Raw genomic sequence first — 25165 nt, forward strand, 5'->3', positions numbered from 1 at the left:
CTTTGCGGATTGGAAATCTCCTCACATCGCGCCCCGTTGCCAAGCATAGTGTCGCGGGCAAGGTCCGCTTCGCTCTCCACCATGCCCGCGACACCCAATCTGGCAACTATTGGGGCGCGGAGGTTCGCTGGCCGCTGCCAGCATAAAGAGAACATGGCAGGCGTCGCCTCGCGACCCGCGCATGGCTGGCGTTGCCAACCCCCGTCTTGCGCGCCGCTTTTTGTAAGCCAGTGTTTCCGGTTCTTCCCGCCGCTTGTCCATGCAATCCACCGCCGGGGATATGCCTGTCCAAACTCAAAACGCCTCTGGCGCGACCGGCGCGGGCGCTCCGCGCCAAGAATGCGACGCCGCGCCCCCTACAAACCGGTTCGCCTGACGGAATCGAAAAAACGCCCGCCGCAATGATGCCGCCACCCGGCGCACGCGCACCAAAGCCGCAAACCACACGCACCGGACAGCCCAAAAGGCTTTCCAATGGCGATAATCGCCTTTCCCCATTGCCGGAAAGCCCCCGATCGACGGCAGGGCAACCGATGAAAAATCCGCACTTTCGACGTACAACAACACTTATGCCCCCTAAAAAATACCGGGACAAAAATGGGGCTCGACCAACCATACGGATTCCCGCATTGTCAGTAAATGGAAATTTGTATCCATTATTTGAATACAAATAGGAGATGCGCCCGGTGTCCAAGCCCCTCCGAAAGGTTGACAGGAAGTTGCCAGAAATGCTGTTTTTTGCTTCCCATGCCTGTCTCGACCTGCCACACTCTTCCTGTTATAAACCATTAACCATCAAACAAGTCCGCTATTACTAGCGACTTATTCATGAGGATTGCGCAGGCTTCCAGCCGGCAGACGACGCGAAGCGTCGCCGGACTGAGTGGCACGGGCGTCCCGCCCGTGCGGCGGCGCTTCGCGCCGCCAATGCCGGCAAGATGCCGGCGCTCCCAGTCGCTCACGCGTCATTCGCGGATCGCACGCCACTTCGGACTGCATCCGGCTGGCGCAAGGGGGGGCGGGCCGGCGCATGCCTTAGCGCAGGGGCACGGTGCGCGTCGAGCTGTTGCCGCTCGCATCGTGGAGACGGACTTCGACCGTGGTCGCCCCGAGCACTTTTTCCAGGGGGATGCCGAGCGTGAAAGTTTCGATGCGTCCGTCGAGGATGCCGTCGTCGGGCTGGGTGATGACGGCGCTCTGGTTGTTGTTGAAGACGTATTCCACGCCGAGAAGCAGGCTGAGGGCGTCCCGGCCGGCGACGGAGATGGTGAGCGTGGCGGCATCGCGGGCGACGCGCACATCGGTGATTTCGGGCGGGGTATGGTCGATGACGAGGTCGTCGGTCGCGTAGCTGACCGTGTGGCGGTCGGCGGCGGGCCGGGGGGCGTCCTCCGTCACGACGAGTCGGGTTCGGTAAACGCCGTCGGCGAGGCGCGTGGTGTCGAATTGGGCGTGCGTGTCGGTGATGTTGACGGCGAGATCCTGCCAGTCCCCGGAGTCCTCGGCGCAGAGTGAAAGCGTGGAGCGGAGGTTGTCGCCGTCGGGATCGGAGAGCGTCCAGGTGATGATGCGCATGCCCGGCTGGGGAAACACGGGGGTGCCGCGCGGGGTGGCGCGGCGGCGGTCGGTGTCGCGGTCGCGTTCGGGGCCGGAGAGCAAACGCCCGAGCGTGGAGGGAGGCGTGCCGCCAGATGCGGACTCGGGCGGAAGCAGGGCAAAATTCGGGGGCGCAATCTGGAAATCGGTGAGCGTGGGGCGGCGGTTTTCGGGAAGATAATGGAGCGTGGCGCGGTCGATTTGCGCGGCGGCGGCGGAGGCCGGCGCGCGCAGGTGGATTTGGAAATGGCGGCCGCGCAGCGGCGTGTCGGTCGCGTAGCCGTCGTCGTCGGGACGGAGGGCGGCGGCGGTCCAGGGGCCCCAGCCTTCGGTTTCGTCGCCGGCTTGACTGGCGCGGAATTCGACTTGGATTCCGGATGGCGCCAGGGCGCGGGGATGATCGAGGCGGAGGGCGCCGAGCGTGGCTGGCGAACCGAGATCGAGGCGGCGGGTGGTGGCTTCGCGGGGTCCGGCGGTGTCGAAGTCGAGAAGCGCGAGGCCCGGGGCGTTGTTGCGGAGGAGCAGGAAACGGCGGGGCGTGGCGTCGTCGGCCGCGGCTTCGGCGGGAGTTTGTCCGGGGCGGGCGAGCGGGACGATTTGGTTTATCTGGGCGGAGCTGCTGCCGGGGTAGGTGAGGCCGAGGCGCGCGGGGATGTCGTGGGCGAGGATGTCGCCTTGCTCGCCGCCGGCAATGACCAGGACGGCGCCGCGCCGGGCGACGGCGTAGAAGGCGAGGTTGCCGCGTGCGACGAGGGTTTCGGGAAAGCCGTCGGGCGGGAACCAAACGATGACGCTGCGACCGGGGAAACGCCCGGTGGAAGCGGGAGCGGCGTCCCGTTCGCTTTCGGAAGAGGGGCGCGGGCGGGATGCATCGGCATCGCGGTCCCGGGAGGAGTCGGGCGGCTCATCGGGTTGATTGTCGCCGTCGGGGGCATCGGGATTTTCCGGAGGCGGGGGCGCGGGAGGACGAGGTGTGGCGGCACGCGCGCCGCCGGAGGGCGCATCGGTGCGCGAGGGGCGGCTGGATGTGATGCGGTTGGCGGACTGGCCGGAGCCGAAGACGATGGCGGCGTGGAAGCCGCCGCCCGATTGGGGAAGGAGCGCGGTGACTTCGGCGTTGCGGTTTTCCTGAAGGATGACGGGAGCGCCGCCGGAACGGGCGACGGTGTAGAGGTTGCCCTTGGGGGCGGAACCGATGACAAGGGTGCCGTCGTCGAGGAGGGCGAGGCGGCGGGCGTTGCGGTCGCGGATGGCGGCGAGTTGACGGATGCCGCGGGTCGCGAGGGCGGTTTCGTCGGCCAGTTTTTTGTCGTCGGTGCCGGAGGCCGCGAAGGTGGGGAGGTCGATTTCGTAAACGCGGCCGGGATTTCCCGTGGCGACGAGCGCGGCGAGGCCGGCAAGCGGGCCGCGGGGGCCGGCGGCGGGCGTGGCGGTGGAGGGAACGACGAGGAGATCGAGAAGCGAATCGGCCGGGAGCGTGGCAAGCGCGGCGAGCGTGCCGTCGGGGGCGAGGAGGACGAGGCGCCCGTTGGGCGAGGTCGCGGCGAGGACGGAGCCGTCGGGGAGGCGGCGGAGCGCGAAGACCTGCGGGGAGTCGGGGAGCGTGGCGAAGAGCGTCGCGGTTTTGAGTTGAGGTTTGGGCGCGGAGTCCAAATCGAGGGTGAGCTCGAAGATTTTTCCATCCGGCCCGGTGCCGACGAGCCATTTGGCGGGATCGGGCGTGGGTTCGAGGCACCAGAGGAGGTCGGCGAAAGCGGGGCCTTCGAGATCGCTGAGCACGGGGCCGGCGACGAGACGCCCGTCGGAGCGCGTTGCGAGTCCCTTCAGGTCGCGGCTGTCGGTGTCGCGATAGAAATCGACGGGAAGGATGCGCGAGAACGTTTGGGCGAAGGAGAGCGCGGGAGGCAGGATTATGGTGAAAAGGCAAATGAGGCGGAAGGCGGTGCGGAAAAGGCGCATGGCGTAGAATGGGTGGCAATCCGTCGAAGTTGTCCAGACTCGTATGACGTTTGTTGGTTCAAGATATTAATGCGCTCCCGATGCCCGCATAATGCGCTCCCGATGCCCGCAGATTAAAACACGAAGCGGAGCCCGCGCTTGACTCCCCGCCCGGGGCGGCAATGGTTGTCCGGTCTTGTGACACGGGGTGCTCTCCTTCCCGGGGAGCTGAGATCAAACCCGTCGAACCTGATCCGGCTAATACCGGCGAAGGAATCGTCACGGTTGGTTTTGTTTCGAGAGCTTGAGGGGAGTCCGGAAGAAACCAATCACGAGCGGCGAGTCCGGAGCCGGGGATCGGCCGGTTGGATTGATTTTATGAAGACGACCATCACAACCGCCAACACCGGCGCCGCCAGCAACAACAGCCCTTCTCCGATCGAGGATGTCGTGCTCGCCTTGGAGCGTTTGCGCGCGCGCTGCCCACTCACGCATTGCATGACCAACGAGGTCGTGAAGGACATCACCGCCAATGTCTTGCTCGCCGTGGGGGCGTCGCCCGCGATGGTCGAACACGCGGAGGAAGCGCAGGAGTTCGCGACGATGGCGGATGCGCTGCTGGTGAATCTCGGCACGCTCGACGACGTGCAGATGGAGGCGATGCGGCGGGCGATCCCGGCGTATCAACGCGCCGGCAAACCGTGGGTGCTCGATCCGGTGGCGGTCGGCGCGCTGGGAGTGCGCACGCGTTTCGCCCGCGAAATCATTGCGCACCGACCGGCGTTGATCCGCGGCAACGCGTCGGAGATCATCGGGCTCTGCGGGCGCGCGAGCCGGGGACGCGGCGCCGACAGCGGGGACAGCGCGGAGGAGGCGCTCGACGCGGCGGGGGAGCTGACCGCGCGCACCGGCGCGGTGGTGCTGGTGACCGGCGCGGTTGACTACGCGACGGATGGCGCGCGGGTGCGGTCGTGCGCGAACGGCCACGCGTTGATGACGCGCGTCACGGGCGTGGGCTGCGCTCAGGGCGCGCTCGCGGCGGCGTTTGCCGCGGTGTGCGAGGACCGGCTGGAGGCGGCGCTGGCGACGGCTGCGGTCATGGCGGTGGCGGGCGAGATCGCCGCCGCGCGCGCGGCGCATCCGGGGAGTTTCCGCGTGGCCTTGCTCGATGAACTCAGCCGCATCGACGGCGAAATACTGCGGCAGCGCGCGCGGATTGCCTGACATCTTTCTCATTTTTTATGACCATGAAAGCCATTGATTATTCCCTGTATATGGTGACCGACATCGCGTCGGTTTATCGCCGCGGGTTGCTTGCCTCGGTCGAGGCAGCGGTCGCGGGCGGCGTGACCGTGGTACAATTCCGCACGGACGGCGGCTCCAAGCGCGAACTCTACGAAACCGGCCTCGCCCTGCGCGATCTGCTGCGGCGTCCGGGTGTGCCGCTCATCGTCAACGACCACGTCGATCTCGCGCTCGCGCTCGACGCGGACGGCGTCCACGTGGGGCAGGGCGACCTGCCCGCGGAGGTGGTGCGCCGTTTGATCGGCAAGGAAAAGATACTCGGGCTCTCGACCTCGAACCTCGAACAGGTGGGCGCGGTCGATGCGACGGTGGTGGATTACATCGGCATCGGGCCGGTGTTTCCCACGCAGTCAAAGCGCAACGCGCCGCCCGATATCGGTGTGGACGGGCTGGCCGCGCTGGCGGCGCGCGCCCCGGTGCCGTGCGTGGGCATCGGCGGAATCACCATCGAGCGCGCCGCGGCGGTTTACGCCGCGGGCGTGACGGGCATCGCGGTGGTGTCGGCCTTGTCCTATGCGGACGACGCGGGCGAGGCGGCGCGGGCGTTGCGCGCGGCGCAAGGAAAGGCCAAAGGCAAAGCATGAAAAACACGCCGCGCATTCCCAACGTGCTCACGATCGCGGGCGTCGATCCCTCGGGCGGCGCGGGCGTGCTGGCGGACTTGAAGACATTTTCCGCCCTCGGCGCTTATGGCACGGGCGTGGTGGCCGCGCTCACGGCGCAAAACACGACTGGCGTCACCGGCGTGCACGCGGTGCCGGTTGATTTTATCGAGCGGCAGATCGACACGCTGTTCGCCGACGTGCGCATCGACGCGGTGAAGCTGGGCATGCTGGGCACGGTGGAGATCACGCGGGCGGTCGCCGCGCGGCTGCGTCATCACGGTGTGACGCGGCTGGTGGTGGACCCGGTGATGGTGGCGAAGAGCGGGCATCATCTGCTCGCGGAGGACGCGGTGGCGGCATTGCGCGACGAGGTGCTGCCGCTGGCGGAAGTGCTGACGCCCAACCTGCCGGAGGCGGAAGTGTTGCTTGGCGGCGAAGCGGTTCGCGACGTGGCCCGGATGCGCGAGGCCGCGCGGCGGCTGCGCGCGCTCGGCCCGCGGATCGTGATGGTGAAGGGCGGGCATCTGCCGGGCGCGGAGTGCGTGGATGTGATCGACGACGGCACGGGACAGCTCGAACTTCGCTCGCCGCGCATTGCCACGAAAAACACGCACGGCACCGGCTGCACCCTGTCGGCGGCGATTGCCGCGCTGCTGCCACAGCGGCCCGGCGTGCGCGAGGCCATCCGCGACGCGAGGGATTACCTGATGGGTGCGCTGGCTGCGGCGGATGAATTGAGCGTCGGCCGCGGCCACGGCCCGGTGCAGCATTTCTGGAGGCAATGGAAGGCGGACGCCCACCCTGGCGGCTGACAAATTCCCGCCGTCGCATCCACGCCGCCACCGAAGATATGACGGCCGGCGGCAAGATTGCAGCCGATGCGATGTAACCTAATGGGTTACATCGCCAGACTATTTTCGTCCGACTACTCCGGTTATGATATTATTTGAGATGCCTAGAGATGGAAGACTTTGCCTCCGGCCATGACTTCCTGGGTATGGGGATCGAAGGTGACGCGCTCTCCGGTGCGGGCGGCGGCGTTGGCCATGATGGAGGCGATGGAATGTTGATAACCCGCCTCCACCGGCGCGTTGGGCTCCTTGCGTGAACGCAGGCATTCCATCCAGTTGCGCATGTGGGCAAGTGTCATCGTATCCATGCCGGTGTTCGCCTCCGTCGAGGCAGGGCCGTCGCCGCCGAGTGATTCCGGGGCGAGGAGGTTCGGCTTTATGTTCATGGCGGCGGCGCGCTGGGGTTCAAGGCCGCCATTGGACGATATTTTATTGGTGTCGAGATTCAGTTCGCCGCCGTTGGAATAATATATTTCCTTGATGTCGCCGGCCGAGTTGCTGAATCGCGATGTATATAGAACCTGGAAACCCTTGCTCATGTCGTCGGGCGGGCCGTAGTCGAAGACCGAGGTCATCGTGTCGAAGTTTGACCGGCCGTCCTTCCACATGTAGATGCCGCCGTTTGCGCTGACGCTGCGCGGGTGGGTCAGCCCGGTGAACCAGTGCACGGTGTCGATCTGGTGGCACATCCACTGGCCGGGGATGCCGGAGGAATAGGGCCAGAACAGGCGGTATTCGAGGTATTTCCGGGGATTCCATTTGTCATCGGGGCGGTTGCAAAGGAATCGTTTCCAATCGGTGTCCTGCTCCCGGATTTCGGCGACAAGTTTCGGACGGCGCCAGCGGCCGGGTTGGTTCACATTCCAGCTCATTTCGGCAAAAACGATGTCCCCGAACCTGCCGCTTTTGAGATAATCATAGGCGGCATGATAACTGGCGCCGCTGCGGCGCTGGGATCCGATTTGCACGATGCGGTCGCCTGCGCGGACGGTTTTGAGCGCGTCGCGGGCGTCGGCCATGGTTTCGGCAAAAGGTTTTTCAACGTAAGCGTCGCAGCCCGCCTTCACGGCCTCGATGCAATGGAAGGCATGCTGGAAATCCGCGGTGGCGATGATCACGGCATCAAGGCCGGCTTTTTCATACATTTCCTCGTTATTGCGATAGGCGACGATGTCCTGGTTGTATTTCTTTTTGAAATGGACGACGGCCTCCTCGCGACGACGGTTCCATATGTCGGACACGGCAACAATCTCGCAGTTGAGCCCGGCGGCGAGGTGCTGGAAGCAGGGGATCAGCGTGACGCGGGCACGGTCGGCAAAACCGACGAGCCCGACGCGTATGCGGCTGTTGGCGCCGGGCGTGCGGGCGAAAAGCCTTGGCGAAAGGCTGGCTGCGCCGGTGGCGATGCCGGCGAGGGCGAGATTTTGGATGAAGGAACGGCGGTTCATGATCTTATGTATATGGAGTTTTTGTCCGGAGAAAAACACGGGTATCATTCATTTTCGAATGGGGATGCATCCAGCATGATTCCCACGCGATGACGAATGAGAGAGCCCTTCGTGACAGGTCTCCATATCATTCCGTGATTTTATAACGGCGGATATAAAGTGCGTCATCAAAGCGGGTGGGGCCGGCCTCGTAGAATATTCCCAGGGTGCCGTCGCCGAAAATAGCCATGTCGGAATAAGCGGACGGACCCCGCTGGACCATGGACGTCTTTTTCCACGTCGCGCAGTCGTCCTCGCTGATCCAGAGCGTGAGATCGCGGCGCGCGGATTTGTCTTTCCGGCCTTTGGCGATGCCGGAAGGGCTCACGTAGATTTGTATGAATTTTCCGCTTTTAAGAGGATAGGGAATGATGCTGACTTGGTTGACAGGCTCTGGCAGTCGGCGGTCAATATGCACGACGCTCCAGCTTTCGCCCCCGTCTTCGCTGAGGGCATAACCGCGGCCTTGCGTGTTCATGTTGTTGCGGATGGTCATATAGAGCCGCCCATCGTTCAACTCGGTGATCATGCATTCGTTTCCATCGGGTCCGCCGGCCGTTTCAGCCTCGGTGGTTTTGCCGGCTGTCCAAGTCTTGCCGTGGTCATCGCTATAGATTGCGAAGCTTTTGCTGCCGCCGGGAAAACGGTCGTCCGCCTTGATCGCGGCGTAGGCGGGAATGAGGAGGCGGCCTTTATATTTCCCCTTGGTCAGTTGAATGCCGCGGCCGGGGCCGGTGGCGTAGAACTTGCCGTGACGCTCGTCCCGGAGGGTGGATGAGAGGTTTGCGGGCGTGCCCCACGTGCCGCCGTTGTCATTGCTCGAGGTGGCCCAGACTTCATGGTTTTGCACGCAAAAGAAGAGCCAGATCGCTCCGGTCTCCCCGTCGAGCACGACGCAGGGATTCCCCACGGTCTTTTCGCCGGCGGCGTGGATCAACTGCGGCTTGGACCAGGTGACACCGTTGTCCGAACTGCGGCGCATGAGGATGTTCGTGGTGGCTTGGTCCGCGGCGCTGCCTATGCGTCCCTCCGCGATGGCCAGCGTATGTTTGCCATCCCTGGTTGTCACCATGCATGGTATTTTATAGATAAAATAGCCGTCCGTGCCCTTCTCGAATAGTTTTTGAGGAGTGCCTAGTGCCTGAAATTTCGGAGCCGCGTCAAGGCTGCCGGCTATGAATGCGACAAGGCAGAGGGCGATCAGGGAGCGAAACAAGTGCGTGTTCATGGCTTGTGGGAATGGATGTGGTTTATTTGTCGTTAGCCGGCGGGTGCATGCCGGCTCCGGGAAAAACAGGCATGGCCCGGGAGTGCCGGATGTTTACCACATCCAGCGCACATTTGCGTTGACCGTGTGGCGATCGTAATCACGGGACATTTCATAATCGTAGGAAAGACCGATCGTCGCGTTCAACGTGACGGCGACACGCAGGCCGAGGCCGATCATGATGGCGCTCTCGGAGTATTTGTCGCCCTCCACAAGAAAACGGGTGGAGTCGCTCGCATAATATCCGGCGATTTTGGGAACATCGTCGGTCAAATTGTATTTCCAGCCGAAAAACAGGTCGAACACGCCTTCCTGGCCGCGCGGGGTGGTGAAGCCGTGCGTGGCCTGCAGGCGCACGAGGCTTTGCAGGCGGTCGGCGCTGAAGTCGTCGATGATCAGGGCGCCGTTGGGATTGTCCTCTGCGGGCGTGGCCAGTCCGGCTCCGTCCTCCCGGTGCTCGGAAAAGTCGAAGTTCATATAATGAAGCGAAACGGCGGGCTTGATCGCGCCGCGTTCCCATGAGGCGAGCATGACGCCGATCTCGGCGGAGGCCCCCGTGGCGAGCGCGCGGTAGGATCCCTTGATGCGTCTGGTGCCGTCGAGGCGGTCCGTGTCGGCCTTCGATGTTCCGATCATGGCGTCGGCCGCGAAGTAGAATTTGCCGAGGCGCGCCACGCCATAAATGCCGCCTTGCGGGATGTTGGCATCCGTGCGGGCGTCGTTGTCGGTGTTGATGGTCGTGTTGCCATAGCCGAAGTAGGCGCCCAGCAGGAGATGGTCGGAGACAAGCGTGTCATAGCCGGCGACCATTCCATAGGTTTCGTCCTTGAAACCGACCTTGCCGGCGTCGCCATTATAATCGGCGAAGGTGCCGACCGCCTTGATCCAGATGGTGCTGAGCGGGTCCACTTCCCTGCGGTCCAGCATGGGCATGAGGAAACTTTCGCTGATGCGCGAATAGACGGCGTTCATCGAGGCTCCGATGGCATTGAAGGTGGCGGTGATGTCCTTGCCGGGGTTTATTTCCTGGCCGATGGTCGAGACGGTGAGTTGCCCGTTGGAATAATTGAGGATGGTGTCGGTGTTGGGGCCGGCGTCGAACGTATAGTCGCCGCCGCCAAAGACCGGCGTCTCGATGAGGGTGTAGGTATCGGACGGCAGGTCGCCGCCGAGCGCGATGATCGCGCCGTTCTTGGCGGTCACCGAACCGGTCACGGTGAGCAGGGGAGTGCCGGTTGGGGTGAAGCCCGTGAAGACAATGGTGCCGCCATCGAGCTCAAGGCTTCCGGCCTGGGTGCCGGGGATGCCGACATTCAGCGTGCCGCCCGACCTCACAGACACCGCGGAGGCGGCGCCTCCGAGCGCATGGATGCCGCCCGCCGTGACATTGGCCCCGGAGGCGATATTGAAGCCGGCGAGCGAGTTGCTGCCTGAGAAGACCAGGCCGTTGCCCGCGGCCGTGAGCACTCCGGTGGTGCTGGTGATGCGCCCCCTGAGCGTGGCAGCGGCCCCCACGTTGGTGACGGTGAAATTATTGGCCCCGGCGTCGATGGCGTTTTCTATTTCCAAACCGCCGCCGACGGCGAGCGTGGTGTCATTGGCGGCGATGGTGAGTTGATTGGCGCCGAGCGCCCGGTTGTGCTGAAGCAGCAGGGTGCCCGCTGCGAGCCGGGTTCCGGCCTGGGCGTTTTCTTTGGAGAGGGCCAGCGTGCCGCTGCCGATTTTCACCAGCGTGCCGCCGGAGATGTTGTCCGTCGCGCTGCCGCCGGTCTGTTCAAGGAGGTGACTGCCGGTGTCGATCGTGGAGGACTTGCCGCTTTCAATGACGACCTTTGTGGAGAATTGTGTGCTGGCGGCGGCTCGCAGTGTGCCCGATTCATTGAGTATGATCGCCGATCCGCCGGCCTGAATCTGGTCCCCCCGGGTGAATGCAAGCACGCCGCTGTTGATTTCTATGCCGCCCTTGAAGTCGTTGCCGCCGGTGTTGGCAAATGAGAGCGTGCCGGTGCCGTTTTTGATGAGTTTGCCGGTGCCGGCCTGGACCGCAGCCTCGGCATCGACACCCGTTTGATAGGCATTGCCCGTGATGCCGCCCGCGCCGTTGAACGTGACGGTGCTCGTGCCGTCAACGGTCATTCCGGTGACGGAGACGCTTCCGGCAATATCGATGGTCTGGCTGCCCGCCGCGGAGCCGGGGAACTGCACCATGTCGCCGGAGGCAAACTGGGAAATGTCCTGTTCCGTAACGGTGGCCTTTTCCCAGTTGGATGCGGAGGTGTTCCAGGTATTGCCGCCGGAGCCCGTCCATCTGACCACTTGTGATTTGGCCGTCCAGACGCTGAGAAGGAAATCCGTGCCGTCGGTGATCCGCGCGGCGCCTGACCGGCCGCTTTCGCTGACGACTCCGCCGTTAAGGGCGTATTGGAGCGAGCCGCCGGTGGTGAGCCCTGTATATAGCGAGACCGTGCCGAGATTATAGGTGCCGGTGGCGAACCCCTGCATGTTGAGCGTATTCAGGCCCGAGGCACTGATGGCGGTCGTCTGCAGTTTGGAACTGGTGCCGTTGACCGCGACGTAGGACAGGGTGGCATTGGCGAGCACAAGCTGGCCGTCGATGACGAGTGTGCCCGAGTCGCTGAAGCCGCCGACCTGGATGGTGGCGCCGGCGGTCGCGGTCACGATGACGCCGCCCGCGCCATCGGTGATGGCGCCCTCTCCGCCGAGAACGGCGGCCGCGCCAATGGAAAACAACCCGTTGAGTTTCGCGTCCGCCTGGCCGAGAAGCAAACGCCCCGCCTGAATGTCAATCGTGCCCTTCCACAGCGAGTTGTCCGAGTTCAACACCAAGTCGCCTCCGCCCTTCTTGGTGAATGCCGCCGTATTGTCGGCGCTGGCGATGGAATCAATGCCTGTGTCCGCCGTGCCGCCCGCCCCAATCGTGAGCGTGCCGCTGGAAGCGATGTCGAAGATGCTTTGGGCGCCGGCGACCGAATACAGGAAACCTCCGGTGCCGCTGACAGCGGTGTTGCCGGTGTAATTGATGGCGGTGCCCGTGGTGACGAACAGAGTCAGCGAGGCGGTGCCGGTGAATTGCTGGATGGCTCCGCCGGTCTTGGCTGCGGTGTTGCTGGTGAATATTATGTTGGTGCCGGTAAAGGCGCTTTCATTGCCGACCGCTCCGGCGAAGCCTACGGAGTAATTGCCGGTGAACTGGGTTTCGGAAAGATTAACCGCGGCTGATGGGCGCACATAAATGGCGCCGCCATCGCGGTTGGACGAGCTGGCCTGGGTGTCCGTGTTGCTTATAAAAACCAAGCCGGCGCCCTCGAAGGTGCCCGAGCCGACCGTGACCGCCCCTCCGTATATCGCGGAGTTGTTTTGAAATGTTCCAGTGCGCAAGACGGTCAGCGTCTTTTGGCTATATATGGCCCCGCCGTATTGCGCGCCGATGTTGCCAATAAACGTCAGGTTTGTGCCGGTGAACGCCCCCGTGGTATTGATGCTTAACGCGCCCGCGTGCGTTGCCTTGTTGTTTTCAAACCGGCTGTTTATCAGCGTCATGCTCCCCCCCTCATGGGATACCGTTCCATAATTAGCCGATGAATTGCTGGTAAAGAGCAGATCGGAGCCAGTGAATACACCCAAATTGGCCACGGCGGAGGCGTTTGAGCTGGCCTTGTTGCCAGTGAAGGTACCGCCCGAAAGCATGACGATACCCCCGGCCGAATTATAAACCGCGCCGCCCGCCCCGTTGGATGTCGCATTGGCCTCAAACAAAAAATTCGAACCCAGAAGCGTGCCTCCGGTGTTGACCAGAACCGCCCCGCCTTTGCCGGAACTGGCTGTGTTCGTGTTGCTGGCGATGATGCTTCCCGTCACATCCAGCGTGACGCCGTCGGCGACAGTGATGGCGGAGGCGGCGGCCAGTTGACACGGTGTGAGCAGGGCGAGAAGGGCGAGGGTCGCGCCGCTGATAACACCGGCGGACCGGAATTGTCCGCCGGGGATTTGCGACATCATGTCGCGAGCGGGAGTAATCGGGGATGTTTTCATAATCATGAGGAGTTGCCTTTGATGGGTTTAAATGCGGATCAGTGAAATCAGAAACGGGAGCCGAGGCCGAGTATCCACGTGCGCGGATCGGCCACGCGGACGTAAATGTTTCGGGCGTTGCTGATGTTGTATTGGTCGGTGAGGTTTTTGACCTGAAGCGAGATTTGGAACCGCTTTTTCTTCATCCGTATCTCGTAGGACGCGCCAGCGGTGATGTTGATAAAGGTGGGGATGCGCCACTCGGGCTCCGGAGACGATGCGTTTACGCCGGACATCGAGGAATCGCGCCACTGGTAGCCGAATCGGAACGAAAGCCCCTTCAGCGGCCCCTGCTTCAACTGGTAGCGGGTGAACAGCGAGACGCCGTGCAGCGGCACGTTGTAGCGCCGGTCACCTGTCCTCTTGTCTATGCAATGGGTGTAGGCATAGCCGCCGTAAATCTGCCACACGGGCGTGACGTTCCAATGGGCGATGAATTCCACCCCCCGGCTGCGGATTCCGTCCGTCGTTATATAATAATCCGTATCATCGCCATCCACCAGCTCCGGCTCGTTTTTTATCTGGATGCTGTAGGCGCTGAACATGGCCGAGAACTTGTCCTTATACACATACTTTATCCCGCCTTCATACTGGTCCCCCTCCCGCGACTTCAACATGCTGCCGTCACGAGCCAGGGTGAAATTGGGCGAATAAGTGGTGTTGTTGTTCAGATACAGGGTCCACGCCTTGTCGCGGGTGAAATGATATACAAGGCCGAGGCTGTGCGTGGTGGACTCTTCCTCGACAAAATCGGTGCGGACAGGATTGTAGCGCATGTTTATCGTGTTGCGCCGGTTGTCGATGTATTTAAAGCCGGTCTGGATGAAGAACCGCTCCTCGAACATGGAAATGAGGTCGTTGATGTAGTAGGCCGGAAGATACATCGTTTGCAGAGAGTTGGGGTTCGCGTTTTTCAGCTTCGAGCGGTTTTTATATTCCTCCGGCACGGGGCGCGGCTCGTGATTGAAAAGGTCGATCTTGGGATACTCGCCCGCAGTGGATTCGCGCCGGTAGGAGCGCCGCTCCTGCCGGTCCCAGCTCCAGCCGCCGATGATTTGATGCTTCAGCCCCCAGGTATTGATTTTCGCCACCAATTCGTTGCGCGTGCGGACATTCTTATAGTCGTAATCGTAGAAACGGTAGATGGGGGACAGCCACACGGTCGTGGGATCGCTGGTCCTGTCGAGGTTGGTGAACCCGGATGAGGGGTAAACCTCGTTTTGGTAGGCATTTTTGAATTCGTAACCGAACATGGACCGGAACATCAGGTGGTTGGAAAACTCGTGGCGGAAATCCGCGTAAATCACGTCGCGGGTATTTTCACGAAGGTCGTCGGCATCGTTCAGGCGGCGGCGGGGATCGACGGCACGCCACGAGCCATTGGCCATTTGCATGGCGAAGGGATTTCCGCCAAGCACGGGGAAGCCGACATTGGCGACGCTTTCTTGGACCTGATGCGTGTATTCGGCGATCAGCACGGTGCGGTGGGCGATCTGCCAAGTGAACGTGGGGGCGATGGCCCAGGCGCTTTTGGTGTTGCTACGCGCATCCTCGCCGTTGGCCCACAAGGCATTCAGCCTGAAGGCCAGGCGCCGTTTTATGACCGGGGTGTTGAAATCGATTTTCGAGAGAAAATAGCCGTTGGAATCATAGGTCATGTTCATACGGGTGGCGGTTTTGAACATGGCTTTCTTGGACACGAGATTCATGGTGCCGCCAAACGCGCCGGCCCCGTAAAGCACGGCGTTGGGTCCCTTCAGGATTTCGGCGCGTTCAGTCGTGACCAGCATTTGTTTGCCATACCCCGCCTCCATCGGAAATCCATTGTAATAGCTGCCGACCTGGTCTGTCGAACCGCTGCCGATGCCGCGCATGTTGAAACTGTCGTCCTCGCTCACCGTCTGCACGGAAGGATCATACATGACGAAATCGTCAAACGACTCGGCCAGCAAATCATCCAGAAATTCCTGGTTGAAAACGAGGATGCTTTGGGGGATGTCGCTTATGGGGACATTCAGGCGCGTGGCGCTCTCGGAATTTGTCGAGAGATAGCCGACATCCCTGTCGGAAGTGACATCAAACACGCTCATCTGGATGACTTCATCGGCGGATGAGGGCTGCGCATTCCCGGCGGTTTCTGAAGTGAGCCGGGACTGGGCCTGGACAAACGCCGGAAAAACAAGCGTCAGTATGCAGAGCAATTTCAAGGCATTCAAGAACGAGCACATCGTCAGGATGGAGGTATTCATATGAATTATTGAGAGTAGCTGGGGAAGGAAAGGGCGGGATAAAATCGGCGAGGAAACGGGACCCATCCAATCAATGCCGGACGGCAGGCATCAAATTCAAAGGTGTGGTCTAATAAACAGACAGGGCCTGGCGCGCTGATGTTTTCGGTTATATAATATTTATTGGAGATGCTTCATGATGCCTTGTGTCAGTTGATGCTCTTCAGGCTCCGTCCTTCTAGAAAATCCGGCAGCAGGCGTTTCTTTATGTGCGGTGGAAGCGTGTGTTCTCTCATTTGCTGGAGCATACGCACGAGATGCTTGGCAAATACGTTGGCTGATGTGATGTAACGGGCGGGTTCGGGGACGCATTGCGCCAGATATGGTTCGTGCTGGGCAAGTATCACCGAGACATCGCGTGGCACCAGGAATCCCCGCTGCGCCAGGTGCCCACTGGCAGTTACCCAATCTTTTGACGGCATAAGGAAAAGCGCGGTCGGCCGTTTGGCACGGGCAAACAGCCTGTCCACCACCCGGCAGATGCTTTCGACCGTCTCTTCGTGGTATTCGACGGCATAATCGACATCTCCGTGTCTTGTTAATATTTCCCGGAACCCCGCCTCGCATGCGATGACACCGGCGTTGTTGGGGATTCCGCAGATCATCGCTATGCGTCGATGCCCGCGACTTAACAGCATGCCGGCGGCGTGCCGTCCTACTTTCCAATGATCATAGTCAAGCGAGGGAATGGCAATACCGTCAAATATCGACCCTGCCAGAATTACGGGCAATCCTGACTGCTGAAACCAGCTTTGCATGATATGCGTGCTCCGCACCGGCAACCAGCATTCGCGAGGATGCCGGTGTGTGAGTTCCTCAAGCGCCTTGGCCCCGTCTTTTTGATAATAGCGCGGACTTTCATGGAGATCGAGACGCGCACCCATTTTTTGCAGGCGGTCCCTTGCCATATCCAGCCAAAGCGTCAGGAAGTTGCGTTGCTGCCAAAGCGGGCTTGGAAGAATGCAGGCCACCCGCCATTCCTTGGTGTGCAAAGGGTGTTCTCGCTTGGATAATGTTATTTTGCTGGCCAGTCCTTTTTCGATACGGATAAGTTTTTCCTTTGCCAGCATTGCCAGCGCGGTCCGCAACGTGGAGCGGCTCACCTGCAACGAGGTGCTGAGTTGACGCTCGCCGGGAAGAGTGGACAACCAGCGGCCGGACATGATGCCATCCCGAATAACGTCCGCGGTTTGCGCCGCCAGTGGAAGACGTTGAGGGATGATATTATTCATGGAGAGCGGCGAGCTCCTTTGTCCATTCGCTGCAGCTCTTCGCCAGCCCTTATCCAATGGCAGGAAAAGGTTTTGGATTTAGGGGAAGGGATTCTTCGGATCCGTGTCCGCCATGGCCGCCATAAGCAAGATCTCCGCAGTTTTCTACCTGCGGGGGAAGAGTGCCCGATGGACACGCCCTCGGGATCACAATGGGATGCCTTGTATTACTTAGAGCTACGCAAAAATAGCGTATGCCTTGTATCTGTCCGATGGCGCGAGAGCGTCGGGGGGTAAGGACATGATTATAATTATCTTATGTGATAAATTATGCCAGTCTGCGCGCCTCGGACTGCGCGCGCAAACAAAGCTCAGCCGCCTTGAAAGCATGCGTTTGGGTCATGGCATTTTCAGTGCGGTTCAGGCAATCAAGAATCAGTTGTCCAAAGAAAGGAAAACCTACTTTCCCCGTCACCTCCATGTGGTGCTCGCCTTTTTCATCGACGAGATAGACATGATTGCCCGATTTTTCCCGGGCGATGTCCGCGTATTTTCTCAGTTCTATATAGCCTTTTGTCCCCAGTATCACAGTGCGGCCATCACCCCAGGTGCCGAGGCCGTCGGGTGTGAACCAATCAACGCGGATATAATTTGTCGCTCCGTTGTCGCCCATGAGCGTGGCCTGTCCAAAGTCCTCAAGCTCGGGGGTGTCGGGATTGGCGAAGTTGCCGACTGATGCCTCGATTACCGAGGCATCAGTCGCACCGCTGTAATATAAGAATTGCTCGAACTGGTGGCTGCCGATATCGCAGAGGATGCCGCCGTATTTTTCGTGCTCAAAAAACCATGTCGGGCGCTTTTCCTTGGTCAGGCGATGCGGTCCGAGGCCGAGTACCTGAATGATGCGGCCAATGGCTCCGCCATGAACCAGCTCGCCGGCAAACATCGCGGCCTCGACGTGCAGCCGCTCGCTGTAATAAACCATGTATTTGCGCCCCGTTTTCGCCACGACAGCGCGGGCTTCCTCAAGTTGCGCCATGGTCGTGAACGGCGTCTTGTCCGTAAAATAATCTTTGCCCGCCTCCATGACGCAGCAGCCGAGCGGGCCGCGCAGATTGGGGACGGCGGCTGCCGCGACGAGCTTGATATCCGGCTGGCTGAGTATTTCATCCAAGGAGCGTGCCGCCTTTGCCTGGGGGAATCGCCTCTGAAAGGAAGCGACACGCTTGGGATCGGGATCATAGACCCATTTCAGGTCAGCTCCGGCTTCGGTGAGCGCGTTGCACATGCCGTTGATGTGTCCGTGATCGAGATGCGTGGCGGCAAAGGCAAATTCCCCAGGTTTTACGACAGGACTCGGTTTGCCTTTCGGGGCATAGTTCATGCCGTCGGCTGTCTGGACGGCGGCTCCCTTCAGTCCGAGGGCGTTGAGCGCAAGCGCGGATGCGCCTGCGGCTCCGGTGGCAAGGAAATTGCGGCGATTTAATTGGAGAGTCATGGCGGGTATTTTAAATGAATTTCAAGCGCCCTTCAATGGCCAGGCTTGGGGATGGCACTCAGGGTAGGTCGTCCATCCTATAAAATGCGAGATCCATTTCCTTCACCTTGACCAGGATCAACTCAAGTATTTCCGGGCGGATATGATTCTTCCGGCTGGTTTCAGAGATGATGGCGTGATCATAAAAAACGATCACTTCATCGCGGGTTTTGATGCGTTCCAGTGCGGGGAATATTTCTTTTTGCAGGCGTTCCTCGGTAGATCGATCGAGGCTTCGCGCGGGGAGGCAGAATTTCTTCGCAGTTGTATTGATTGGGGTGAAAAACTCATCGGATTCTGCCAGCGTCTTGCCATGACCAGGACGGGTGCCGGTGCGGGCATGATGAAAATATTTTCGTATCAATGCATCGCTGTTCTGGTTATTATTGCTCATCGGATAAGCGAACGAAGCCGGGGGAAACCCAAGCGATTCCAGTTTCGCGACTGCGGGATCGATTTCGATTTTCAGATAATGATCGCCTCCTTGGTTTTCGATTGCATCAAGCGCCTTGATATGGCGATAGCCGTGACAACCGATTTCATGTCCTGCTTTTTTAAGCTGCTGAAGTCCTTTTGTCTGCGCAGCGTTCAATTGATCAGGTTTTTCGATAAAAAATGTGACCTTGGCGCCATATTTCTCAAACAAAGGGATTTGTTTCACCCAGAGTTCGATATTGATCGAATCATCGAAAGTAAGAACAATACCGGGTTTTGGCAGCGATGCCCGGACGGCCGGTTCGGCATGGCTGTGGCCTTGCAAAAACAGGCAGCTCAAAAGGATTAAAAAAAATGGCGGTAATTTCAGATGCATTTCAAAGGAGGGGAGGGAAAACGCGATAGTGGGAAAGATGCCACGTGTCCCTGAAAACTGAAAGTCTGGAGGTCTGGTCTGAAAATTAGTCCAGATGGGGCGTCAGTCGGTCAATTCGGAAAAGAAAGCCTTGGGAATCACGACGGCACACTGGTCGGCACGGGTCATGTTCACCCGGTCAAACGGGGGCGACCAAGTGCTGTAAGTGATGACAGCGTCTCCTGCTCGTGTGAAGATGCAGTTTAGGTTGGTAAACGCGCAGGCAGGGTTGGATTCGATATCGCCGACCCGCCTCCAGGTGCGTCCGTTGTCCTGCGAGATTGCGAGCGTGAGCGGGCTGCGCTGTCCAAAGTGGGAGTGCATCGGACGGGGCTCGTAATATTCACAATCGTTCCAGACAAGAATAAGTGTTTGCGTGCCGGGGATGCGGCGGAGGCAGGTGGATGATTCTGGACCAGTGAGTCCCGAGCTCCATGTTTTCGACCATGTCTCCCCTCCATCGGCGCTTTCGGCCAGAAACGGGCTGCCGAGTTGCGTGCGCAGGGATACGAGGAGGCGGCCATTGGCCATTTCGCACACCGATGCCTCCATCGCGCCCCGCATGGGGAGCGTGATGTCACCGGATGCCCGGCGCCATGAAAGGCCGTCGTCATCGCTCAGGTAACAGCCGACAGCATTTTGGTTGGACTGCGAACCCTGATCGCCTTTCCCGAAGTGGAAGGGAAGCACGAGGCGTCCGGTGGAGAGGCGGACGATGCCAGGGGTGCCGCCTTGGAGCCACTGCCCGGAACTGCGCTCCCATATCGTGCCTTTGTCTTCCCATGTGAGACCGCCATCCCGGGAGCGGAACAGGCACATGGAGGTGCTGTTTTTCGCATGCGCCCGGAGTGCGGCGATGAGCAGATCCCCATTTGGGAGCGCGCAAACAGCGGGCGCTTGTATATTGATGTCACCCGGCGCGGGTTCAAAGAGGATGCGCTCGCCCGTCCAAGTTTTCCCGCCATCCCGGGAGGTTTTGCATGCGATATCGGCGAGACCGAAGTCGGTGGCATGCCTGCCGCCCGGCCTGAACTTATGCCAGACGATGAAAATGGAGCCGTCCTGCAACTCGGCCAAAGAGGCGGAAACGCTTCCCGGCGAGTCTTTACTGCGCGCGGAAACAACCGAATAGGCTAATCGCGCCCGGAGTTCCTCGTGGGAGAACAAGGCACCGGGCGCCTTGTCGGCGCCATCACGCGGAACCGCCAGAATAACAGGGGAAAGAATGGTCGCCAACAGCATCGACTGAAGGCGGATGAATCCGAAACGGGTGTTCATGGCAGAAACGATTACAATCAAAATTGTGGGGCTTCGAGGGTATCCTGACCGAAACGCAAAAATTACGGATGGAGCCGGAAATTTCAATGTCAAAGGCCCGAGGGTGGTTTTGTAATTAGACCATCCCGCGGACATTGCCCCATGCGGGGGCGCTTACACTATCCGATGATCCGGGTTCCCGCAAGGCAGGGGCTCCGTTTTTTCCAAACAAGCAGTCGTATGAAAATTCCCCATTGTCTGTCCTCCTGTTTTATTATTATTGTTCTCATTTCGGTTTTGCCCGGGCAATCAGCGGGGGCGGATTTGCCCGGGCAAAACCTGGCCGCGCAGCAAGACGCGGTCGTGATTTGGGAGAAGGCGACGCATGGTTATACAATATTCAAGATTCCGGCACTGGTCGCCGACCGCGAGGGCAGGACATTGCTCGCGATTTCCGAGGGGCGCGTTGATGCCATCGCCGACGATGCGGAAACCCGGCTGGTGTCGCGCCGCAGCCAGGACGCCGGAAAGACATGGTCCGCCGTGTCGGTGATCCACGGGATTGGCGGACGGACCGTCGGCAATCCGGCGCCGGTCCTTGACCGTGAGACCGGTGTGATCTGGCTGTTCTTCTGCGTGGATAACCGCGAGATCTGGGCCACCTCGACTTCCGACGCCGGATTGACTTGGGCGGCGCCATCCAATCTCACCGCCACGCTCAAGCGCCCCGAGCAATACGGCGCCATATACAGCGGCCCGGGGCATGGCATCCAACTCAGACGAGGCGCGCATGCCGGCCGGCTGCTTGTCCCCATTTATGCCAACCAGCATGCAACGGACACTCACACCGCCGGCAGCAAAAGTGTGGCCGTTTACAGCGACGACCATGGCCGGCATTGGATAATGGGGCAGGCCACCGAACGGCAAACCGGGGGAGCGCAGGCCGACACTTTTCCCGATGGCGGCGAGTGCATGGCGGCCGAGTTGGACGATGGGCGCATTTTCCTGACCATCCGCAACAATCTCCGCAGTCCCGGGAATCGCGCGTATGCGATCAGTGACAACGGCGGCGAAAGCTGGAACCCCATCCAGATTGATGCCTCGATGCCCGAGCCGGTCTGCCAGGCCTCGGTCATCGGCTACCAGCTTGGGAACGAGGGCAAGTCGGTTCACTTTTATGCCGGCGCTCCGGTGCGGGCCGGCAGCCGAACGGACAAGACCGCCCGGCGGGACATCTCGCTTTGGACCAGCACGGACGGATGCGTCACCTGGCAGAAGCAGCGGCAGCTCTGGAGCGGACCCTCGGCTTATTCGGACATGGCCATACTCGCGGACGGAATCCTGTGCGTGCTGTTCGAAGCCGGCAGCGGGCGTTATGACGACAAAATTGTGTTTTCCTCGTTCAGGATAAACGCGCCGATCATCACCAGCGCGTCATCCGCTTCCGGCGCCATCGGCGAGATGTTCAGCCACCAGGTAACCGCTTCCAATGCCCCCACGTCCTATGGCGCGGATGGGTTGCCCGCCGGCCTGACCATTGACCCGGCGACCGGGCTCATCTCGGGAATGCCGACGGAGGCGGGAACATTCGAGGTGGCGGTTTCCGCCAGGCAGGGGACGTTTGCCGGCGGCGGCACGCTTCTCCTTTATATAAAAAACAGCGCCAGCCTTGAGCCGATTCCCGTGCTTTCGCCGTTGTCCCATCCCACGGGCGGAGTGTTTGACCGGGAGGGCAATCTTTATATAGCCGACACCGGCAACAACAGCATTCGCAAGATCGACCGGAATGGGAACGACTCGCTATATCTGGCGGGCCTGAATGCGCCTGCCGCTGTCGCCACCAATGGTGATGGTTCGGTTTTCCTTATCGTCGACTCGGGGAACAACGCCCTCAAGCAGGTCAATCTTGCAACCGGCGCGCTGTCCACCGTCGTCAGCCAGGGGCTCAACGCCCCCGGAGGCGTTGCCGTCGCGCCTGACGGGACAATCTACGTCGCAAACACAGGCGGCCATGCCATCGTGGCCATACCGCCTTCCGCTCCCCGCGTCGTCCAGCCGCTGGCCGGCGCCTCGCGCGGATTTACCGATGGCTCCGGCGCCGCCGCGAAATTCGACATGCCGACCGATGTGGCGGTCAGTCCAGCCAGCCGGGATGACCTGCATATCCTTTACGTGGCCGACAGCGGGAATAATTGCATTCGAAAAATCGAGGTTGCCGTCGGCCAGGGCGCGGAGGTTTCCACCCTTGCCGGCTCGCGGAATACGGCCGGCGGGGCAGACGGGACCGGAGGTGCGGCGAGTTTTCACACCCCCGAGTCGCTCGCGGTCGACGCGGCAGGACTCCTCTATGTGGCCGACACCGGAAACGGCGCCATCCGCGGCGTCGATCCGGTTACGCGGCGGGTGGTCACGTTGATTGGCGCAGACGACCCCTCTTCCGGGCCGGATGCGACCCGGCTGAATCAGCCGGCGGGAATTGCGATCGATACCTTCGGCGACGGGAAACTCCGTGTCATCGATGCGGGCGACAACACTGTGCGCGAATTGAGGGCCAATCCGGTCATCGCCAATCCGCCCGAAAATCGCAGCGTGGCATTTGGCGGGAGCGCCACGTTTGATGCGACGGCATGGGCCTCGCCTGCCGCGGTTTATCGTTGGGAGAAAAACGGTTCGTTTCTTGCGAGCGCCACCCCGGCGATTTACCAGATCGCCTCCGCCAGGCAAAATGACGCGGGCGCATATAAAGTCACCGCCTCCAATTCCACGGGGGCGTCTGCGGTGCGCTTCGCCGTGTCCATAGACGGCGGCGGGGACGATGGCGGAGGTGATGGCGACGGGAGCGGCAATGCGGGCCAGGGCGGTGGCGGCGGAGCGGCGGGAGCCTGTTTTATTGCCGGGCTGGGCATCATGCTGGTGCTCCGCCGTGTCGCCGGGCACTCGGACGACGCAATCGTCATTAAGCCGCCATCCGTGCCTCAAACCAATTCCGAACGGAATTCACACTTCTGGAGGGCCGAGCTCCTGCGAGGCCGTCGCGGAAAAACGTCGCGTATAACCACGACGGCCTCGCAGGAGCTCGGCCCTCCAGAAAAAGGGTGATTTCATTGGGAAATGGTATCAAACGGCTTTCGAGCCGGTGTGGCGCCATGACGGCCATTTAGGGTTTGGGCCTTTTATAGCATTTTTCGTTTATTTTGTCGCATGTAGGGCTCGACCTTGTGTCGAGCCGGGATGGAGGAGTCGCGTTGCGCGCTGGAAAAATCGCGGCGCGATGCAAGGTCGAGCCCTACGGGGCGCTGTTTATTTGCGACAGAATAAACGAAAAATGCTCTATAAAAAAGCCGGGTGCGCGGTTGGCGCGACCCGGCTTGGGCGGAATTGGATTTATAATTATATATCAGCTCAGGGTGACGCCCCTGGCCTTGGCGGCGCGGATGAGGGCGTCGGCCATGTCGCTGGGGGTCTCGGCGACCTCGATGCCGCATTCCTTGAAAGCCTTGATCTTCGCGGCCGCGGTGTCCTCGGCGCCGCCGACGATCGCGCCGGCGTGGCCCATGCGGCGGCCGGCGGGGGCGGTCGCGCCCGCGATGAAGCCGGCCACGGGTTTTTTGCAGTTGGCCTTGAGCCAGCGGGCGGCCTCGACCTCGGCGTTGCCGCCGATTTCGCCGATCATGATGATGCCGTGGGTGTCGGGGTCGGCGGCGAAGAGCTTGACCACGTCGAGGTGCGAGGTGCCGTTGACCGGGTCGCCGCCGATGCCGACGGTCGTGCTCTGGCCGATGTTTTTGACCGTGAGCTGATAAACCGCCTCGTAGGTGAGGGTGCCGGAGCGGGAGACGACGCCGACATGGCCTTTTTTGTTGATGTAGCCGGGGGCGATGCCGATGCGGCAGCCGCCTTTCGAGCCTTCACCGGCGCCGGGGGTGACGAGGCCGGGACAGTTCGGGCCGACGAGGCGGGTCTTCGCGCCGCGCATGGCGTGTTTCACGCGCACCATGTCCTTGATCGGAATGCCTTCGGTGATGGCGACGGCGAGGTCGAGGCCGGCATCGACGCATTCGAGGATGGCGTCCGCGGCGAAAGGCGGCGGGACGAAGATGCAGGAGACGGTCGCGCCAGTGGCCTTGGCGGCCTCGGCCACGGTGTTGAAGATGGGCACCTTGTGGCCGGCGTGCTCGAAGAACTGGCCGCCTTTGCCGGGGGTGACGCCGGCGACGACTTGCGTGCCGTAGTCGAGGGAGAGTTGGGCGTGCTTGGCCCCGAAGGCGCCGGTGATGCCTTGCACGAGGATTTTGGTCTCGGGTGTGATGAGAATAGACATGATTTTATGGTTTAAGTTGAAAGTTTAAGTTTAAGTGGAGAGTTTTTATATAAGTCCGTCCGTCTCATTCTTTCCTCTTTCTCTTTATTCTTTATCTTTCTCCCTGCGTCCTTTCCCGCATGAAGAGAAAGATAAAGAATAAAGAGAAAGAGGAAAGATGGGGACGCTATTTAACGTGTTTGCACTTGTGAATGGTGATGGTGTTGCCGTCGGGATCGGAGATGTGCGCCATGCGGCAGACGGGGGTCTCGCCGGGTTCGCCCAGGAATGCGACCTGGTTCGCCCGGAGGTGGGCAACGGCGGCGTCAAAGTCCTCGACTTCGAGCGCGAGGGCAGTGCCCGCGGCGGAGGGTTTCCACTCGGGATTGCCGTCGGTGATGGCGAGGGTGCCTTTGGCGGGGCCGATGTCGTATTCGATCCAGTGCCTGCCTTCGAACTGGAAGACGTGGGCGGGCACGAGGCCGAGCACGCCTTCATAGAAGGCCCGGGCTTTTGCGATGTCGGTGACGGGTGTGCCGGTGAAGGCGATGTCCTTGACTTTCAGCATGACGGTGTGGCGT

General features: G+C 61.0%; 15 protein-coding genes and 1 riboswitch. Of the genes, 4 read left to right on the forward strand and 11 right to left on the reverse strand.

What is annotated here, in order from left to right; translation table 11 throughout:
• Positions 1-1035: 1035 nt before the first annotated feature.
• Positions 1036-3555, reverse strand: coding sequence for a hypothetical protein (locus OH491_RS22365; RefSeq protein WP_068768968.1), 2520 nt, complete (start codon positions 3553-3555; stop codon positions 1036-1038).
• A gap of 173 nt (positions 3556-3728) precedes the next feature.
• Positions 3729-3828: riboswitch (TPP riboswitch) on the forward strand.
• An 84-nt stretch (positions 3829-3912) separates the two neighbouring features.
• Here OH491_RS22365 and thiM point away from each other — a divergent pair.
• From thiM to thiD, 3 genes are read left to right on the forward strand one after another with little or no spacing between them, the layout of a single operon-like run.
• A complete protein-coding gene (thiM, locus tag OH491_RS22370) occupies positions 3913-4758 on the forward strand; it encodes a hydroxyethylthiazole kinase (protein WP_145928579.1) in 846 nt (281 codons plus the stop codon).
• Positions 4759-4775: 17 nt separating this feature from the next.
• A complete protein-coding gene (gene thiE / locus OH491_RS22375) occupies positions 4776-5423 on the forward strand; it encodes a thiamine phosphate synthase (protein WP_068768967.1) in 648 nt (215 codons plus the stop codon).
• Positions 5420-6256 carry a bifunctional hydroxymethylpyrimidine kinase/phosphomethylpyrimidine kinase gene (gene thiD, locus OH491_RS22380; protein WP_068768966.1) on the forward strand — a complete coding sequence of 279 codons (837 nt, stop codon included), beginning with the start codon at positions 5420-5422 and terminating at the stop codon, positions 6254-6256. Before thiE ends, thiD begins: the two co-directional genes overlap by 4 nt.
• A 143-nt stretch (positions 6257-6399) precedes the next feature.
• Here the strand turns inward: thiD and OH491_RS22385 are convergent, their stop codons facing one another.
• From OH491_RS22385 to OH491_RS22420, 8 genes are all read right to left on the reverse strand, one after another.
• Positions 6400-7746: a Gfo/Idh/MocA family oxidoreductase gene (locus OH491_RS22385; RefSeq protein ID WP_145928701.1), complete on the reverse strand. Its 1347-nt coding sequence runs from the start codon at positions 7744-7746 to the stop codon at positions 6400-6402.
• 124 nt (positions 7747-7870) lie between these two features.
• Complete coding sequence (locus OH491_RS22390; protein ID WP_068768965.1) at positions 7871-9010, reverse strand: sialidase family protein; 1140 nt, start codon at positions 9008-9010, stop codon at positions 7871-7873.
• Positions 9011-9103: 93 nt separating this feature from the next.
• A complete protein-coding gene (locus OH491_RS22395; RefSeq protein WP_334319057.1) occupies positions 9104-13102 on the reverse strand; it encodes an autotransporter domain-containing protein in 3999 nt (1332 codons plus the stop codon).
• A 47-nt stretch (positions 13103-13149) separates the two neighbouring features.
• Positions 13150-15390: a TonB-dependent siderophore receptor gene (locus OH491_RS22400; protein ID WP_068768963.1), complete on the reverse strand. Its 2241-nt coding sequence runs from the start codon at positions 15388-15390 to the stop codon at positions 13150-13152.
• A gap of 188 nt (positions 15391-15578) precedes the next feature.
• Complete coding sequence (locus OH491_RS22405) at positions 15579-16661, reverse strand: GntR family transcriptional regulator (protein WP_084441854.1); 1083 nt, start codon at positions 16659-16661, stop codon at positions 15579-15581.
• A gap of 307 nt (positions 16662-16968) precedes the next feature.
• The gene (locus OH491_RS22410) at positions 16969-18024 is read right to left on the reverse strand and encodes a Gfo/Idh/MocA family oxidoreductase (protein ID WP_342751100.1); all 1056 of its coding nucleotides are present in this window, start codon (positions 18022-18024) and stop codon (positions 16969-16971) included.
• Positions 18025-18196: 172 nt separating this feature from the next.
• Positions 18197-18952, reverse strand: coding sequence for a polysaccharide deacetylase family protein (locus tag OH491_RS22415; protein WP_334319056.1), 756 nt, complete (start codon positions 18950-18952; stop codon positions 18197-18199).
• 138 nt (positions 18953-19090) lie between these two features.
• A complete protein-coding gene (locus OH491_RS22420) occupies positions 19091-20305 on the reverse strand; it encodes a sialidase family protein (RefSeq protein WP_068768960.1) in 1215 nt (404 codons plus the stop codon).
• Between the two features lie 303 nt (positions 20306-20608).
• Between OH491_RS22420 and OH491_RS22425 the strand changes: the two genes are divergently transcribed.
• Positions 20609-23383 carry an exo-alpha-sialidase gene (locus tag OH491_RS22425; protein ID WP_068768959.1) on the forward strand — a complete coding sequence of 925 codons (2775 nt, stop codon included), beginning with the start codon at positions 20609-20611 and terminating at the stop codon, positions 23381-23383.
• Between the two features lie 298 nt (positions 23384-23681).
• Here OH491_RS22425 and sucD read toward each other — a convergent pair whose 3' ends face one another.
• Complete coding sequence (sucD, locus tag OH491_RS22430; RefSeq protein WP_068768958.1) at positions 23682-24605, reverse strand: succinate--CoA ligase subunit alpha; 924 nt, start codon at positions 24603-24605, stop codon at positions 23682-23684.
• A gap of 166 nt (positions 24606-24771) precedes the next feature.
• On the reverse strand, positions 24772-25152 hold the full coding sequence (locus tag OH491_RS22435; protein WP_068768957.1) for a VOC family protein: 381 nt from the start codon (positions 25150-25152) through the stop codon (positions 24772-24774).
• Positions 25153-25165 lie beyond the last annotated feature (13 nt).

Origin of the sequence: Termitidicoccus mucosus (assembly GCF_038725785.1) — a bacterium.
GTDB classification, from domain to species: Bacteria; Verrucomicrobiota; Verrucomicrobiia; order Opitutales; family Opitutaceae; genus Termitidicoccus; species Termitidicoccus mucosus.